The organism is Pleomorphomonas sp. NRK KF1, assembly GCF_023721755.1.
GTDB lineage: Bacteria > Pseudomonadota > Alphaproteobacteria > Rhizobiales > Pleomorphomonadaceae > Pleomorphomonas.
The window spans coordinates 76,516-91,768 of sequence record NZ_JAMDLH010000007.1; the positions used below are offsets into that span (position 1 = coordinate 76,516).

Genomic DNA, 15,253 nt, shown 5'->3' on the forward strand with positions numbered 1-15,253 from the left:
GATGTCCTCTACGCTCACGGCCGATCAGGCCCTCGAACAGGCGCGGCTGGCCGCGCGAGCCGCCGCCGAGGCGGCCCGCGCCGCCGAAGCCGCCGCCAACGCCGCCGCCGATGCCGTCGCCTCTGGTCAGGCGGGCGTCGCCGCCGACGCGGCGGGCGCCGCCGCCCATGCCCTGTCGGGCGGTGTGATCGATCCCTTCGTCTTCCGCCTCTCCATCTTCGTGCTGGCGATCTTCGTCGGCTACTACGTGGTGTGGTCGGTGACGCCGGCTCTCCACACGCCGCTGATGGCAGTGACCAACGCCATCTCCTCGGTGATCATCGTCGGCGCGCTCTTGGCCGTCGGCGTCGAGTTCCTGGCGCCCGGCACCGGCGTGTCGCGCGGCTTCGGCTTCGTCGCCGTCATCCTGGCATCGGTGAACATCTTCGGTGGCTTCCTGGTCACCAGCCGCATGCTCGCCATGTACAAGAAGAAGCACTGAGGGGACGGACATGTCAGCCAATCTTTCCGCCGTCCTCTATCTGGTCTCCGGCGCCTTGTTCATCCTGGCGCTCAGGGGACTCTCCAGCCCGGTGACGGCCCGGCGCGGCAACCTTCTGGGCATGCTCGGCATGGCGATCGCCATCGTCACGACGCTGGCCTCGATCAAGCCGTCGTTCGGCGCCTACGCGCTGATCGTCGTCGGCCTCGCCATCGGCGGCGGCATCGGCGCCTTCATCGCCCGCAAGATCGCCATGACGGCCATGCCGCAGCTGGTCGCCGCCTTCCACTCGCTGGTCGGTCTCGCCGCCGTGCTGGTGGCCGCCGCCGCGCTCTATGCGCCGGAGGCCTTCGGCATCGGTCTGCCCGGCTCGATCCACGGGCAGGCGCTCATCGAGATGAGTCTCGGCGTCGCCATCGGCGCCATCACGTTCACCGGCTCGGTGATCGCCTTCCTGAAGCTCGACGGCCGGATGAGCGGCAAGCCCATCATCCTGCCCTTCCGCCACATCGTGAACGCGGCGCTGGCGGTGCTGCTGGTGGTGCTGGTGGTGGTGCTGGTCAACACCGAAAGCCATTTCGTGTTCTGGCTGATCGTGCTGGTGTCGCTCGTCTTCGGCGGCCTCATGATCATCCCGATCGGCGGCGCCGACATGCCCGTCGTCGTCTCCATGCTGAACAGCTACTCAGGCTGGGCGGCGGCCGGCATCGGCTTCACGCTGGGCAACACGGCGCTGATCGTCACCGGCGCGCTGGTCGGCTCGTCGGGCGCCATCCTCAGCTACATCATGTGCAAGGGCATGAACCGCTCGTTCATCTCCGTCATTCTCGGCGGCTTCGGTGGCGAGACGGCGGCGGCCGGCGGCGATGTGGAGCAGCGGCCCGTCAAGCAGGGCTCGGCCGAGGACGCGGCCTTCATCATGAAGAACGCCTCCAAGGTGATCATCGTGCCGGGCTACGGCATGGCGGTCGCCCAGGCCCAGCATGCCCTGCGCGAGATGGCCGACAAGCTGAAGGCGGAAGGCGTCGAGGTGAAATACGCCATTCACCCGGTGGCCGGCCGCATGCCCGGCCACATGAACGTGCTGCTCGCCGAGGCGTCGGTGCCCTATGACGAAGTGTTCGAGCTCGAGGACATCAACTCCGAGTTCGCGCAGGCCGACGTCGCCTTCGTCATCGGCGCCAACGACGTGACCAACCCGGCCGCCAAGACCGACAAGACCTCGCCGATCTTCGGCATGCCGATCCTCGACGTCGAGAAGGCAGGCACGGTGCTGTTCGTCAAGCGCGGCATGGGTTCGGGCTATGCCGGCGTAGAGAACGAGCTGTTCTTCCGCGACAACACGATGATGCTGTTCGCCGACGCCAAGAAGATGGTGGAGACCATCGTCAAGAACCTCGAATGAGGCTTATGACCGGTTGAAAGAGAAAGGGCCGTCGCGGTGAACGCGGCGGCCCTTTCGTTTCCGGATATCAGGCCGGCCTGGGGTGAAAGATGCCCCAGGCGAGGCGATGGCGGCGGGCGTTCCAGGCGAGCAGGGCGGCGACAACGCCCAGCATCGCGATGTCGCCGACCGGAGCGGCAATCCAGATGCCGAGCTCGCCCGCCACCATCGGCAGCAGCGCCAGCAACGGCAGGCCGATGACATAGGTGCGGACGAGGTTGAGGATTGCCGCGCTGCCGGCCATGCCGAGCGCCTGATAATAGCCGCCGAGCACCATCAGCGGTATCGACAGGGCATAGGTGGCGGTGGTGATCGGCATGATGCGCGCCACCTCGGCGATGACCTGCGGGTCGTCGACAAACAGCGCGCCGAGCGGCCGGGCGAGAAACACGAACATGCTCTCGAAGACGGCGCCGTAGACGACGGCGACGGAGAAGGCGATCTTCAGCGTCGCCTTTACCCGATCGTGCAGACCGGCGCCGTAGTTGTTGCCGGCGATCGACTGACAGGCCGTCGTGATGCCGAGCATCGGCAGGAAGGCGAAGGTCAGGACGCGGGTTATGACGCCGTAGGCGGCGACGGTGGCCCCCAGCTCGGCGGTCGGCCAAAGCTGGATGTCGGCGATGATCAGCCCGCTCGACAGGCTGATGCCGAGAAGACCGAGCGAAGGCGGTGCGCCGAGCGCCAGCATCTTCTTCCAGTTGGCGAGAAACGAACCGGTGCCGTGGGCGTAGAGCGGCAGCCGCGTGCGGCCGGAGAGACGCAGGAACAGCACGGCGCCGATCGCCACCAACTGGGCCAGAACGGTGCCGGCAGCCGAGCCGACGACGCCGAGGCCGAAGGGGCCGATCAGGATGTAGTTGAAGACGATGTTGAGCAGCGTCACCGCGATGGCGACGGCGGCCATGGTGCCCACCTTGCCTTCGGACCGCAGCGCGTCGCCCTGGATGGCCAGGAAGAAGCTGAAGGGCGAGAACACCACCATGATGGCGGTGAACTCAAGGCCCATGCGGGCAATCTCGGGATCGCCTTCCGACAGGGCGCGCGTCAGCGGCTGGCCGACGAAGACAAGCGCCAGGATCAGTCCGCCGCAGACGACGAGGGCCAGGGCGTTGGCGGCGTTGAGCGTGCCCTCGGCGGCGCGGATGTCGCCGGCGCCGATCTCGCGGGCGGCGATCGACGCCATGCCCGAGGACACCATGGTCTGCAGCGCCACGATCAGCATCATCACCGGGAACATCAGCGTCACGGCGGTGAGCGCCTTCGGACCGGCGAGGCGGCCGAGCAACAGCGCGTCGACCACGGTGTAGAGGCCGCTCACCGTCATGAACAGCACGATGGGCGCGGCGGTGCGCAGGAAGACGCGCGTCAGCGACCCGTGAAGATAGGGATTATGCGTTTTGTCTTTCTCGGACATGACTTGCCCCCGGTTCACTCCGGCAAACAGATGAGGGGCCCGCGTTGCCGCACGTCGGAGTGCGAAAAACCGATGGAGACAAGAAAGCTGGCTTCACCAATGCTCTGGGGCATGCGGGCGGCCGGTGCCAGGAACCGGCGCCCAAGTAGGGCTTCGCGGATTGGTTGTCAACGCGATTTCAGCCGCGACCGTCGAGATAGGCCTCGAAGGCCTTGAGTGTGGTTTCGGAGACATAGTGTTCGATGCCCTCGGCGTCCATTTCGGCGGCTTCGGGCGGCACGCCGACGGCGATCAGCAGCCGGACGACCAGGCGGTGGCGGGCCTTGACCTCGCGCGCCATGGCGGCGCCGGCTTCGGTGAGGAACACGCCGCGATAGGGCCGGGATATGGCGAGGCCCTCGCGCTTCAGCCTCAGCACCGCCTTGTTGGCGGTGGGGTGGGTGACGCCGAGCCGGCGGGCAATGTCGGTGATGCGCGCCTCGCCGAACTCCTCGGTGAGATCGGCGATCAGCTCGGTATAGTCCTCGAAGAGGGCGGTCGAGCGGATGGCGCGCGCGTTGGTGAAGCGGTCGGCGTCGGTCGTCTCCGTAGCGGTTTCGGGGCCGGGCGCGAGATCTTCCCTCGACATGTCCTGTCCTTCGCGGGTCCTGTTCCTGAGGCTGCGGCGGGCTTTGCCGCCGCGACGCTTTGACGTGGCGGCACACTATGCAGCCCCGGCTACCATTTGCAATCGACAATCAGGCGCGCATCCCCAGGGGAACCGAAGAGGTCTGGCTAGATTTTATTGCAAGTCAGTCGCATCTAGCTTGACAGAAATGTAGCCGATGCTATATTTCAAAGCATAGGAAAAACTTCCGGTGCCTCCCATGTCCGTTCTCTCCCAGTCCGCCGTCAGCGTAACCCCCTCCGGAATGACCAGCCGCACGTCGCTGGCCATCTCCGAAGCGTTGGCAGGAAGGCTCAAAGGACCACGGGCCATGCTGGCCTTCATGGGGCCTGCGGTGATCGCCTCCATCGCCTACATGGACCCCGGCAACTACGCCACCAACATCGGCGCCGGCGCCGGCTACGGCTATGCGCTGATCTGGGTGGTGGTGATGGCCAACCTCGTCGCCATGCTGTTCCAGGCGCTGTCGGCCAAGCTCGGCATCGTCACTGGTCGCAACCTCGCCGAAATGAGCCGCGATCGCTTCCCCTTCCCGGTGGTGATCTTCATGTGGATCGTCTCCGAGATCGCCGCCATGGCCACCGATCTCGCCGAGTTTCTGGGCGGGGCGATCGGCCTGTCGCTCTTGTTCGGCACCTCGCTTCTCACCGGCATGGTGATCACCGCGCTGGTCACCTACGCGCTCCTGATGTTCGATCGTGGCGGCTATCGCCCGATGGAGCTGATCATCGGCGGTCTGGTCGGCGTCATCGGCGTCAGCTACCTGATCGAGATGCTGATCGCCCCGGTCGACTGGTCGGCCGCCGTCACCGGCGCCGTCACTCCGGTCCTGCCGGACGCGGGTGCCCTGACCCTCGCCGTCGGCATCATCGGCGCCACCGTCATGCCGCACGCCGTCTATCTGCACTCCGGCCTCACCCAGCACCGGGCGCCGGTGCGCAACGAGGGCGAGCGCCGCAAGGTCCTGAAGTTCTCCAACATCGAAGTGGTGGCCGCGCTGGCCGTCGCCGGCCTCGTCAACATCGCCATGGTCATGATGGCCGCCTCGGCCTTCCACGCCGGGCACAGCGACGTCGCCGAGATCGAGACCGCCTACCACACCCTGACCCCGCTGCTCGGCGCCGCCGCCGCCGGCGTGTTCCTGGTGTCGCTGATCGCCTCCGGCATCTCCTCGTCGGTGGTGGGCACCATGGCTGGTCAGATGATCATGCAGGGCTTCGTCCGCATGGAGATCCCGGTGGTCGTGCGTCGCCTCGTCACCATGATCCCGGCCTTCGCCGTGGTCGCCGCCGGCGTCAATGCCACCGACGCTCTGGTGATCAGCCAGGTGGTGCTGTCGCTGTCGCTGCCGGTGCCGATGATCGCGCTGGTGCTGATCACCCGCCGGGCCGACATCATGGGCCCCTATGCCAACGGCCGACTGATCGACGCCTTGGCGATCGCCGCCACCGTCCTGGTGCTGTCGCTCAACGCCGTGCTGGTGGCGGGCGCCCTGGGCTTGGAAATCCCCGGTCTCGCCGGCTGATCGGCACGGGGCGACCGGTCGCATGAGTGGACAATGGCCCGTTCTTGATGGGCTCCGGGCCTGAGATCGATCTAAAGAGCTTGGGAAGCCCCTCTATCTACGAGACTTTCGGCTAGCTCCGCGAATCGTGATGGTGGACTTCTTAACCTGTGAACGCACAATAAGCAGATTAGGGGCGTCAAGAAGAGTGGCGATGTCCGCCATTCCTGTCGTATAGTCTTGCGACGAGCCCTGCGAGTGCCGCGTTCCAATGTCCATGCCCGCCCGCCTCATTCCGAACCAGCCGGTTCCCCCGCTCAGGGTGAAGACCGTCGGTGGTCCGTGCTGGCGGCTGTGCGACCAGAAGCCGCAGCATTTCACGCTGGTCCTGTTCTATCGTGGCCTGCACTGTGGCTTTTGCAAGACGCAGCTCCAGGCCTATGAGGCGCGCTACGAAGAGTTCCGCAAGCTCGGCGTCCGTGTGCTGGCCGTCTCGGCCGACGACCGCGAGCGAGCCGAGAAGACGGTGCGCGACTGGCATCTCGACGAGCTGACGGTTTGCTGGGGCCTGACCATCGATCAGGCGCGCGACTGGGGGCTCTATCTCAGCGAGGGCCGGGGCAAGGTCTTCGACGGCATCGAGGAGCCGAGCTGGTACGTCGAACCGGGCATGTTCTTCATCAAGCCCGACGGCCGCCTCTATGCCGGCTTCGTGCAGACGGTGCCGGTGGCCCAGCCGCGCATCGACGACGTAATCGCCGGCATCCGCTTTGCCATCGAAACCGCCGCCGAACCGCCGGGTGGCGCCGACGAGGACACCTGCCGCGGCGACGACTGCGGCTGCGCGGAACCGCCCGTCAAGCTCGCCGTCTGCAAGGGCTGAGGCGGCCTTTCTCATCTCCGTTCGAACAGGCGCCCGAAAGCCGAGGCTTCCGGGCGGTTTTGTTTTTGGTCAACGCAGCTCCACCGCGTAGTCCTCGACCGGCTTCACGGACTTGATCAGGCCGGCATCCTTCATGAACTGAGAGAAGCGGGCGTAGCGACCGGCGCCCAGCGCGGCCGGGCGCTTGGCAAAGCGCGGCAGCGTGTCGGCCCAGGCGCGGCGGTTGAGGTCGTCGTCGAGGTCGGGGTAGGCCTTGGCGAACAGCGTCCAAGCGTCGTCCGGGTGGTTGGTGAGGTAGATGGTGGCCTCCTCGACGGCGGCGAGGAACTCCGGCAGCCGCTTGTCGGCAAGAAGATCCTTGCGCGTCACGTAGATCAGCTCGTCATAGGCCGGCATGCCGTTTTCTTCGGGGTAAAAGGCGAGCCCCTCGCGCCCCTCGATCTTCATCTGGTTGAGCTCGAAGTTGCGATAGCCGCCGACCACCGCGTCGACCTGGCCGGCGAGCAGCGACGCCGACAGCGCGAAGTTGACGTTGATCAGCTCGACGTCGTCGAGGCCGAGGCCGGCGGTCTTCAGGAACTGGCCGAGCATGGCGTCCTCGAAGCCGGACACCGAGTAGCCGATCTTGCGGCCCTTGAGGTCGGCGAGCGACTTCACCGGCCCGTCCTTCAGGACGATCAGCGTGTTGAGCGGCGTCTCGACCAGCGTGCCGAAGCGGACCAGCGGCAGGCCGGCGTCGACGTCGAGGTCGAGGCTCGGCTGGTAGTGCACGGCCACGTCGGCCTGTCCGGCGGCGACGAGGCGCGGCGGCGCCGACGGGTCGGCCGGGGCGACCAGATCGACGTCGAGGCCGTGGGCGGCGAACAACCCCTTCTCCTTCGCCACTACCAGCGGCGCATGGTCGGGGTTGACGAACCATTCGAGCAGCACGCTGAGCTTTTCGGCGGCCGACGCCGGGGCGGCGGCGAGCATCAGGGCGGCGGCGAGGGCGGGAAGAAGGCGCATGACGGGTCCTTTCGAAGGTCAGTCTTTTTCGATCCACGGGATGAGGCGAAGCGTCAGCCGGTCGACGGCGATCTTGATCAGCAGCGTGGCGGCCGCCAGCACGCCGAGGGCGGCGAACAAAAGCGGCGTCTGCATGCGGGCGTTGGCCTGCACCATCAGGAGGCCGAGGCCGCGCGAGGCGCCGACCCACTCGCCGATCACGGCGCCAATCGGCGCGTAGACGGCGGCGACGCGGATGCCGGTGACCAGCGCCGGCAGGGCGGCCGGCACGCGGATCAGCCGCAGCGTGCGGAAGCCACCGGCGCCATTGAGGCGGGCGAGGTCGAGGAAATGCGGCGGCGTGCGGCGGAGGCCGTCGGCGAAGGCGGACGCGACGGGGAAGAAGATGACCAGCGTCGTCATCACCACCTTGGAGGCGAGGCCGAAGCCGAACCACAGCACCAGGAGCGGCGCCAGCGCGAACACCGGCAGCGCCTGGCTGACGACCAGAAGCGGCGACAGCAGCCGGCCCGCGAGCGGCGAGGCGGACACGGCGAGCCCGGCCAGGAGACCGAAGGCGATGCCGGCGGCGAGGCCGAGCAGCGTTTCGATCAGCGTGATGCCGGCTTCAGTCAGAAGGCGCGGGCCGTAGGCGCCGTAGGCGGCGACCACGTCGGCCGGCGAGGGCAGCAGGAAGGAGGGCAGGGCGAGGCCGGTCGCCGCCGCCTGCCAGAGCGCCAGAACGATGCCGAACGAGGCCAGCGCCTGGATGGCGACGCCTCGACTGGCGGCAAACATCGTCTTCGGCTGCATTTCCATCCCCATCGCGCCGCGCCCCGAGGGGCGAATGGGCCTGCGGCGTTGGGGGAGACATGGCCGGATGTGCCGCAACGCATGCGGCGGGGCCATGAGGTTCCGTCCCTTCGCCGGTATGACCCGGATCAGGTTCGAAGGGTTCGATCCGCCTTGCGGATCATCTCAGCCCTCCCGGATGGAGGACACCCCTCGGAACGGCGACAGTTATGACCGCCCGGGGCGCCGATGTCCAGAGCATAGGGACCGACGGGCCGAGACGGGCGGGATCGATGGCGGTTCCGCGCGGGGTAAAGCGGCGAACGGCGGCATGGCGCACGGCCGGGCAAGGGCGGCTTTCCGCCAACGGCGACCGGCCTCACGCAAGGCTCCACGAAAGCCGAGCCGGAAAATGAAATTCCCCCTTGCGCTCTCCAAGGGCCTTCGCTATATCCGCCCCACGCTTTCAAAAGCGTCCGCGCTCCCATCGTCTAGCGGTCCAGGACGTCGCCCTCTCACGGCGAAAACACCGGTTCGAGTCCGGTTGGGAGTGCCAATCTTTCCCGAGATATCCATATCGATTTGCTGCCGCTTGGATTCTTTCCGAAGCGCATTCCGTCGTTGCTGGCCGCCAATTGAAGAGGGCCGCCACCCCTCGGGGATGACGGTCCTTCGTTATGATCTCCAGTGAGGCTTCCTCACGCCGCCGCGACATCCCTCAGGAACTGCTCGACCGTCTTGCGCAGGTCGCCGGAGCGGTCGGTGACCAGTTTCGAGGCGTCGAGGACGTCGGTGGCGCAGTGGAGGGTTTCGCCGACGCGGCCGGATACCTCGGTCATCGCCCGCACCACGTCCTTGGCGCCATTGGCCGTTTCCGTGATGTTGTGAGAGATTTCCTGGGTGGCGAGGCCTTGCTGCTCGACGGCGGTGACGATGACCGTGGTGCTGTGGTCGATGTCCGTCATGATCTCTGTGATCTGGCGGATCGCCTCGACCGCTTCTCCCGTCGACGACTGCACGTTGGAGATCTGCTCGGAAATCTCGCCGGTGGCGCTGGCGGTCTGCGAGGCGAGCGATTTGACTTCGGAGGCCACCACGGCGAAGCCCTTGCCGGCCTCGCCGGCGCGGGCCGCCTCGATGGTGGCGTTGAGCGCCAGGAGATTGGTCTGTTCGGCGATGTCGGAGATCAGCTGGACCACCGTGCCGATGCGCTCGACGGAACTGACGAGACCATCGATCTTCTGGCTGGTGGAGGTGGCGGCGCTGGTGGCGTTGCGGACGATGTCCTTGGTCTGCGCCACCTGGCGCGAAATCTCGCGCACCGAGGCCGACAGCTCTTCGGTGGCCGAGGCGACGGCATCGACGGCGGCGGCGGCTTCTTCCGAGGCGGACGCGGCGCTGGTGGCCTGGCTGGACGTCGCGTCGGCGATGCCGTTGAGGGTGTTGGCCGTGCTGGTCATGGCATCGGCCGTCGTCACCACCGTGCCGAGCGAGCCGGTGATCTCGCCCCGGAAGGCGTCGACCAGCGTATCGACCCGCTGCTGGCGTTCGCGCTGACGCTGGTTTTCGATCTCCTGCTCCTCGCTCAGCTTCTTGCGCTCGATGATGGCGTCGCGGAAGTAGGCGACGGCGTGGCGCATGGCGGCGATCTCCTTGAGACCGCCCGACTGCTCGAGGTAGATGTCGGTGTTGCCGGTGGCCAGCGTGCGCAGCTCGTCGACGGCCGTGGCCAGCGGCTTCAGGATCGACCGCATGATGAGGACGGCGAGGATGGCCGCGAAGACCAGCAGAACGGTGCAGATGCTGGCGAGAATGGCCGTCAGGCGAAAGCTGCGGGCATCCAGGTCGTCGACGTAGAGGCCTGTGCCGACCACGTAGCCCCAGGGCTTGAACAGCTTGACGAAGGAGCGCTTCGGAAACAGCTTCGTCGCTTCCTCGCCGGGCTTGGACCACTGATAGCTGTAGGCCGCTTCTTCGCCGCCGGCGGCGCTGATGGCCTCGTTCATGCCGACGAAGATGGCGACGCCATCCGGGCCCTTGTAGCCGGTGAGGTCCTGACCGTTCAGCTTGGGCACGGTCGGGTGCATGATCATCGTCGGGTGCAGATCGTGGACCCAGAAGTAGCCGGTGCCGTCGTAGCGCATGCTCTTGATGGCGGCGAGCGCCTGGGCCTTGGCGTCCTCCTCGGAAATCTCTCCGCTGGCGACCCGCTCCTGATAGCCGGTGAAGATGCTGTAGGCGCTGTCCACCATGTTCTGCAGACGGCGGTCGGTCTCCGTGTAGAGGGTGGAGCGGAACTGGACCACCGAGTACACCGCGAGCAGGATGAAACTGAGGCAAAGGACGCCGACGATGGCGATCAGGCGGCCGCGAATGGTCTGCATTTCATGTCTCCCCAGGAGGAGTTTGATCGCCGCTGTTGTAAGTCAAAATTGAGAACGCCGAGTAAATATCACCGTAGGTCGTGTAAATGACCAAGTCCTTGTGGCGTTGTCTCCTTATCGGCATTTTTCACGGGGATGTATTTCCCGATGTATTGTCGGAATTAGCTAAGGGGTTCAGCGTAGTGCGTTCCTTGAGGCAGGGGGGCGCCACCGACCGGCCGATCGGTGTTCCGCCGACGGGTCTGATGTTCTGACAAGTTTCCGCGGGCTCGGGTGGGGGGTGATCTCCTGAAGCCGAGATAAAAAGGGGAGACGTCTTCGCCGGAGAGGTTTGATCTGTATAACCTGGACAGACCGCCTGCGTTCTCGCCCTCTCGTATTCTTTGTTCTCGGTCCGACTCGGAGAGAAGGCTGCCGGAATACTTTCAAGTGGCCGCTTCATTGCGCCTGTTGCTTGGCGGCGGTGGCCTGTCATCGCGTCTTTCGGGTGTATTGCTTGTGGCGGTGATACAACCTTTGGTTCACGAATATTTAAGCCCGCAAAGATATTTACGTTCCAGGAGTTCGAAATGGCCAATACCGAACTATATCGCCGTCAGAATCCGGACAGTCCGGCCATGCATTCGAGCCGGCTCGATCTGACCCGGCTTGGCGGGTCGGAAATCCAGGTCTGGGAAGGCACCGGAGTTTTCAGCGTCTGCCGATCGCTGTTCCTGCGCAGCCGGCTCGAGAACTGGATCAAGGCCAGCCGATCCGCCGGGAAGCCGCCGCTTCTGAAGGAGCTCTACGGCTTCGAGGAGGAGACCCATCTCGACGACTCCATGCTGCTTCTGCAGCAGGGCGACGACTTCATCTATGTTCACCAGGGCACGAACTCCGTCCAAGAGTACGGCAAGGTGTTCCGCGGCGTCCTCCTGTCGTCCATTCCCGGCACCATGAGTGTGTCGTTCCGGCGCCATTACAACGCGGCGGCGGCCGACATGCGGCCGCGCTACATGCAGTTCCGGACCGACTTCTCGTCCCGTCACGTGCGATGGGAGCGCATCGTGCTGCCGCTGGTCTCCGACGAGCGGCAGACGACCAAGTTTCTGCTCATCTACTCGGTCCCGCTCGACGACAAGCTTGAGATCCTGCAGGCTGCCTTCGACAGGTCGGCCGTCGGCATGGTCGCTGCCGCCAAGACCATCGGCGAGGAGAAGACCCTGGAAGATGCGGCCATCCTGCTGGCCAACAACCGCGCCCGTACCATGCTGGGGATGGAGGACGACATCCTTCCCGTCTCGACGGTGCGCGACCTGCGGGCCTGGGTTCAGAACGTCAGGAAGTGGGAGCAGATCGGCGAGCCCAAGACCACGCTGGGCAAGACGATCCTCGGCTTCCGGGACAAGGAAAAGGCGAAGAACATCACGGTGGTGATCGAGCCGATCGAGCACTTCGTCATCTTCCATCTCCTCGACTGACAGTCAGGCGCAGTTCTCAAGACGCCGCCTTCAAGACGCAACGAACGCCGCGACGGGGGGCGTCGCGGCGTTCATGCGGGGCGGCTCGATCGGTCGCCGGGTGGAGGGATCCGGGGCGAAGGGATCGGGCCGGAAGGTGCGGCGAACCCGGGAAGAGGCCGCCGCACACCCGTTTCGATGTCTCGATCAGGCCTTCGGCTTGGTGACGATGACGTTCCAGCTGCCGGGGACCAGCTTGGCGGTCAGCGTGTCCTTGTCGATGCCGACCTGCTTGATCGGCGCCGGGGCGACGGTGTTCGGGGCGTCCTTGGTGTTCACCGCCTTCATGTTGGGGTGAGAGACCTGCAGCGCCTCGGTCACCTCACGCGTGCCGCCGAAGCCGCGCAGCTCGACCTTGAGGTCCATCGGCTCGGCAAGGTTGCGGTTGAGCGCGAAGATCACCACTTCGCCGGTGCTTTCGTCCTCGGTGACGGCGGAGATCAGGTAGGGCATCTCCTCGGCCGTCTTGCCGGCGAAGCTGCCGGAGGTGGCAAGCGTGCGCAGCACGCGACCCTTGGCGTATTTCGCCGTCAGCGCGAACGGGTGGAAGATGGTCTGCCGCCAGGCCGGGCCGCCCTGCTCGGTCATGATCGGGCCGATGATGTTGACCAGCTGGGCAAGGCAGGCGCACTTCACGCGGTCGGAGTTGTTGAGCAGCGTGATCAGCGCGCCGCCGATCAGGAGGGCGTCCTCGGTGTTGTAGACTTCCTCGATCAGCGGCGGATGCTCCGGCCAGCCGGGCTTCCTGAGGTCGTCATGGCCGCGCGCCTTGTACCAGACGTTCCACTCGTCGAGCGACAGCATGATGCGCTTCTGCGAGCGGCGGGTGGCCGCCACGGCGTCGGCGATCGCGACCACTTCCTTGATGAAATAGTCCAGGAGCTCGATGTTGCCGAGGAACTCCTCGGTCGAGTCGTGCGGATTCATGAAGTAGGTGTGCAGCGAGATGAAGTCGACGTGGTCGAAGCAGTGGTCGAGCACCTCGTATTCCCAGCGGGCGTAGGTGGCCATGTCGCGGTTGGACGAACCGCAGGCGGCCAGCTCGATCGACGGGTCGACCCAGCGCATCACCTTGGCCGTCTCGTGGGCGGCGCGGCCGTATTCGGCCGCCGTCTTGGCGCCGATCTGCCAGGGGCCGTCCATCTCGTTGCCGAGACACCAGAACTTGATGTCGTGCGGCTTCTCGTAGCCGTGGCTCTTGCGCAGCTCGGAAAGCTCGGTGCCGCCGGGGTGATTGCAGTATTCGATGAAGCGGCGGGCATCGTCGATGCCGCGCGTGCCCAGGTTGACGCCGAACATCGGCTCGACGCCGACCTGGCGGGCCCAGTCGATGAACTCGTTGGTGCCGAAGGCGTTGGTCTCGGTCGAGAACCAGGCGAGGTCGAGGCGGTTCGGCCGCTGTTCCTTCGGGCCGACGCCGTCCTCCCAGTTGTAGCCGGAGAGGAAGTTGCCGCCGGGATAGCGGACGATGGTGACGCCGAGTTCCTTGGTGAGTTCGGCAACGTCCTGACGGAAGCCGTTCTCGTCGGCGGTGGGGTGACCCGGCTCGAAGATGCCGGTGTAGACGCAGCGACCCATGTGCTCGACGAAGGTGCCGAACACGCGGCGGTCGAGGTCGGAAATGGCAAAGTCGGCGTCGACGATGAGACGAGCGGACGTCATGAGCTTTCAGCTTTCGGGTTTGAATGATCTCGGATGGTTGCAGCGCCCCGGCTGGGGAAGGGGCGGCGATCCCTGGCGACTGCCGGCTGCAAGGCACGGAAGGCGCTTGCCGTCCGCTTTCGACCGGCGGGAGGGGCCGGACGGTCGGCGGCGGTGTTCCGCCCGGCCGGTGTGATCCGGCCGGGCAGGTTTCGTCGGCTTACTTCGCGTTGGCGAGCAGCTCGTTGATGCGGGTCTCGGCATCGGTCAGGGCTTCGTCGACGGACTTGTCGCCGCGCATGGCCGAACCGACTTCCTCGCCCTCGATCTCCTGGATCGAGAACTGACGCTTGACGGCCGACGGCAGGGCGGTGCCGTTGACGGCGAGCGAGGCGATGTCGTCGCGGTGCGGCAGGCCCTTGAACTCGGCGCTGTCGATGATCGACTTGCGGACCGGCAGGTGACCGGTGCGGGCCCACTCGTAGTTGTTGTCCCAGAGGAACTTCATGAACTCGATCGCCGAGGCGCGCTGCGCGTCGGAGAGGTCCTGCTTCAGAAGCACCCAGCTATGACCGTCGGCCCAAACGCGCGGGCTGCCGGGATAGATCTGCGGGAAGGCGGTCACGGCATAGCCGTTGGCCAGCGGGCCGTCCTTCTTGGACTCCTGGTCGTAGGTGTCGATCAGCCAGGTGCCGCAGATGAACACGCCGCCCTCGCCAGCCGCGAAGCTCGACACGGACGCCGCATAGTCCTGGTTCTTGGTCGTCAGATCCTTGGTGAAGATGTCGGCCAGCAGTTGCAGGGCGCCCTTCGCTTCCGGCGAGGAGAAGTTCACCTTGTTCGGATCGGCGAAGAAATCGACGTTCTGCTGGTAGAGCAGCGTGTCGAAGGTGCGGGTGTAGAAGGCCGTCTCGTTGGCGAGCGTCGAGATGAAGTAGGGCTTGCCCGTCTTCTCCTTGAACTGCTCGGCCTGCGCGAACAGTTCGTCGGTGTTCTTCGGCAGGATCGGCTTGCCCGCCTCGTCGACGAGACCGGCCTCCTTGAAGAGGTTCATGTTGATGTGCCACAGCCAGGTGTGGGTGTCGAAGGGCATGGCGTAGATCTTGCCATCCTTGGTGACACCCTGGCGGGACGCATCGGTCATGTCGTTGACGTCGATGCCGGCCTTGGCGAAGTCCTCGTCGAGGGGCTCCAGCAGGCCGCGCGACGAATAGTCGGAGATGACGGCCTCGTGCATGACCGAGATGACCGGCGGCTCGCCCGAACGGATGCGGGCGGTGAGCTGGTCGTAGCCCGGCCACTCGACGATTTCCGGCTTGACGGTGGTGGTGGTGCTCTCGGCGTTGAACTTGTTGATCAGGGCGGTGATGATGCCGCACTCGCCGTTGGCCTTGGTCACGTCGGTAACCGAGCCGTAGTCGGCCTCGCAGGCGCCGAAGAAGCGAGCGACAGAGATTTCCGTCTTGTCGGCCGCCAGGGCGGCGCTAGCGCCGGCCGTGACGACCAGGCCTGCCAGCAGGGCAGTAGTCAGCTTTCTCATTGGACCTCCTCCAATAC

Annotated in this window: 12 protein-coding genes, 1 tRNA gene and 1 riboswitch; of the genes, 6 read left to right on the top strand and 7 right to left on the bottom strand. The window is 65.8% G+C overall.

Annotated elements, in window-relative coordinates; all coding sequences use genetic code 11:
• The first annotated feature begins 1 nt into the window (after position 1).
• Both M4J39_RS17135 and M4J39_RS17140 read left to right on the top strand, forming a co-directional pair.
• Entirely contained in the window at positions 2-481 is a 480-nt protein-coding gene (locus M4J39_RS17135) for a proton-translocating transhydrogenase family protein (protein ID WP_251729634.1), read from the top strand.
• A 10-nt stretch (positions 482-491) separates the two neighbouring features.
• Positions 492-1,886 (top strand): NAD(P)(+) transhydrogenase (Re/Si-specific) subunit beta, encoded by a 1,395-nt coding sequence (locus tag M4J39_RS17140; RefSeq protein WP_251729635.1) that lies wholly within the window; start codon positions 492-494, stop codon positions 1,884-1,886.
• Positions 1,887-1,953: 67 nt separating this feature from the next.
• On the opposite strand, the gene M4J39_RS17145 is transcribed toward M4J39_RS17140, so the two are convergent.
• Positions 1,954-3,342 carry an MATE family efflux transporter gene (locus tag M4J39_RS17145; protein WP_251729636.1) on the bottom strand — a complete coding sequence of 463 codons (1,389 nt, stop codon included), beginning with the start codon at positions 3,340-3,342 and terminating at the stop codon, positions 1,954-1,956.
• A gap of 178 nt (positions 3,343-3,520) precedes the next feature.
• Positions 3,521-3,970, bottom strand: a complete 450-nt coding sequence (gene mntR, locus M4J39_RS17150) for a manganese-binding transcriptional regulator MntR (protein WP_251729637.1) — start codon at positions 3,968-3,970, stop codon at positions 3,521-3,523.
• A 238-nt stretch (positions 3,971-4,208) separates the two neighbouring features.
• Here mntR and M4J39_RS17155 point away from each other — a divergent pair, with 238 nt between their 5' ends.
• Positions 4,209-5,534, top strand: a complete 1,326-nt coding sequence (locus tag M4J39_RS17155; protein WP_256469790.1) for an Nramp family divalent metal transporter — start codon at positions 4,209-4,211, stop codon at positions 5,532-5,534.
• Between the two features lie 250 nt (positions 5,535-5,784).
• On the top strand, positions 5,785-6,396 hold the full coding sequence (locus M4J39_RS17160) for a peroxiredoxin-like family protein (protein ID WP_251729638.1): 612 nt from the start codon (positions 5,785-5,787) through the stop codon (positions 6,394-6,396).
• A gap of 69 nt (positions 6,397-6,465) precedes the next feature.
• Here the strand turns inward: M4J39_RS17160 and M4J39_RS17165 are convergent, their stop codons facing one another.
• Together M4J39_RS17165 and M4J39_RS17170 are read right to left on the bottom strand one after the other, a co-directional pair.
• On the bottom strand, positions 6,466-7,401 hold the full coding sequence (locus M4J39_RS17165; RefSeq protein ID WP_251729639.1) for an ABC transporter substrate-binding protein: 936 nt from the start codon (positions 7,399-7,401) through the stop codon (positions 6,466-6,468).
• An 18-nt stretch (positions 7,402-7,419) separates the two neighbouring features.
• Positions 7,420-8,193, bottom strand: a complete 774-nt coding sequence (locus M4J39_RS17170) for an ABC transporter permease (RefSeq protein WP_251729640.1) — start codon at positions 8,191-8,193, stop codon at positions 7,420-7,422.
• Positions 8,194-8,281: 88 nt separating this feature from the next.
• Positions 8,282-8,396: riboswitch (TPP riboswitch) on the bottom strand.
• A gap of 256 nt (positions 8,397-8,652) precedes the next feature.
• Here M4J39_RS17170 and M4J39_RS17175 point away from each other — a divergent pair.
• Positions 8,653-8,728 (top strand) — tRNA-Glu (locus tag M4J39_RS17175).
• 142 nt (positions 8,729-8,870) lie between these two features.
• On the opposite strand, the gene M4J39_RS17180 is transcribed toward M4J39_RS17175, so the two are convergent.
• Positions 8,871-10,556: a methyl-accepting chemotaxis protein gene (locus tag M4J39_RS17180; RefSeq protein WP_251729641.1), complete on the bottom strand. Its 1,686-nt coding sequence runs from the start codon at positions 10,554-10,556 to the stop codon at positions 8,871-8,873.
• 569 nt (positions 10,557-11,125) lie between these two features.
• On the opposite strand from M4J39_RS17180, the gene M4J39_RS17185 reads away from it, so the two are divergent.
• Positions 11,126-12,016 (top strand): hypothetical protein, encoded by an 891-nt coding sequence (locus tag M4J39_RS17185; protein ID WP_251729642.1) that lies wholly within the window; start codon positions 11,126-11,128, stop codon positions 12,014-12,016.
• 186 nt (positions 12,017-12,202) lie between these two features.
• On the opposite strand, the gene M4J39_RS17190 is transcribed toward M4J39_RS17185, so the two are convergent.
• Positions 12,203-13,717 (bottom strand): alpha-N-arabinofuranosidase, encoded by a 1,515-nt coding sequence (locus tag M4J39_RS17190; protein WP_251729643.1) that lies wholly within the window; start codon positions 13,715-13,717, stop codon positions 12,203-12,205.
• Positions 13,718-13,916: 199 nt separating this feature from the next.
• On the bottom strand, positions 13,917-15,236 hold the full coding sequence (locus tag M4J39_RS17195; RefSeq protein WP_251729644.1) for an extracellular solute-binding protein: 1,320 nt from the start codon (positions 15,234-15,236) through the stop codon (positions 13,917-13,919).
• Positions 15,237-15,253 lie beyond the last annotated feature (17 nt).

What these genes read in the sequence shown, in the direction of transcription:
- M4J39_RS17145 (WP_251729636.1), bottom strand. Translation starts at nt 3,342, where the DNA reads ATGTCCGAGAAAGACAAAACGCATAATCCCTATCTTCACGGGTCGCTG.
- M4J39_RS17165 (WP_251729639.1), bottom strand. Translation starts at nt 7,401, where the DNA reads ATGCGCCTTCTTCCCGCCCTCGCCGCCGCCCTGATGCTCGCCGCCGCC.
- M4J39_RS17160 (WP_251729638.1), top strand. Translation starts at nt 5,785, where the DNA reads ATGTCCATGCCCGCCCGCCTCATTCCGAACCAGCCGGTTCCCCCGCTC.
- M4J39_RS17140 (WP_251729635.1), top strand. Translation starts at nt 492, where the DNA reads ATGTCAGCCAATCTTTCCGCCGTCCTCTATCTGGTCTCCGGCGCCTTG.
- M4J39_RS17135 (WP_251729634.1), top strand. Translation starts at nt 2, where the DNA reads ATGTCCTCTACGCTCACGGCCGATCAGGCCCTCGAACAGGCGCGGCTG.
- mntR (WP_251729637.1), bottom strand. Translation starts at nt 3,970, where the DNA reads ATGTCGAGGGAAGATCTCGCGCCCGGCCCCGAAACCGCTACGGAGACG.
- M4J39_RS17185 (WP_251729642.1), top strand. Translation starts at nt 11,126, where the DNA reads ATGGCCAATACCGAACTATATCGCCGTCAGAATCCGGACAGTCCGGCC.
- M4J39_RS17170 (WP_251729640.1), bottom strand. Translation starts at nt 8,193, where the DNA reads ATGCAGCCGAAGACGATGTTTGCCGCCAGTCGAGGCGTCGCCATCCAG.
- M4J39_RS17180 (WP_251729641.1), bottom strand. Translation starts at nt 10,556, where the DNA reads ATGCAGACCATTCGCGGCCGCCTGATCGCCATCGTCGGCGTCCTTTGC.
- M4J39_RS17155 (WP_256469790.1), top strand. Translation starts at nt 4,209, where the DNA reads ATGTCCGTTCTCTCCCAGTCCGCCGTCAGCGTAACCCCCTCCGGAATG.
- M4J39_RS17195 (WP_251729644.1), bottom strand. Translation starts at nt 15,236, where the DNA reads ATGAGAAAGCTGACTACTGCCCTGCTGGCAGGCCTGGTCGTCACGGCC.
- M4J39_RS17190 (WP_251729643.1), bottom strand. Translation starts at nt 13,717, where the DNA reads ATGACGTCCGCTCGTCTCATCGTCGACGCCGACTTTGCCATTTCCGAC.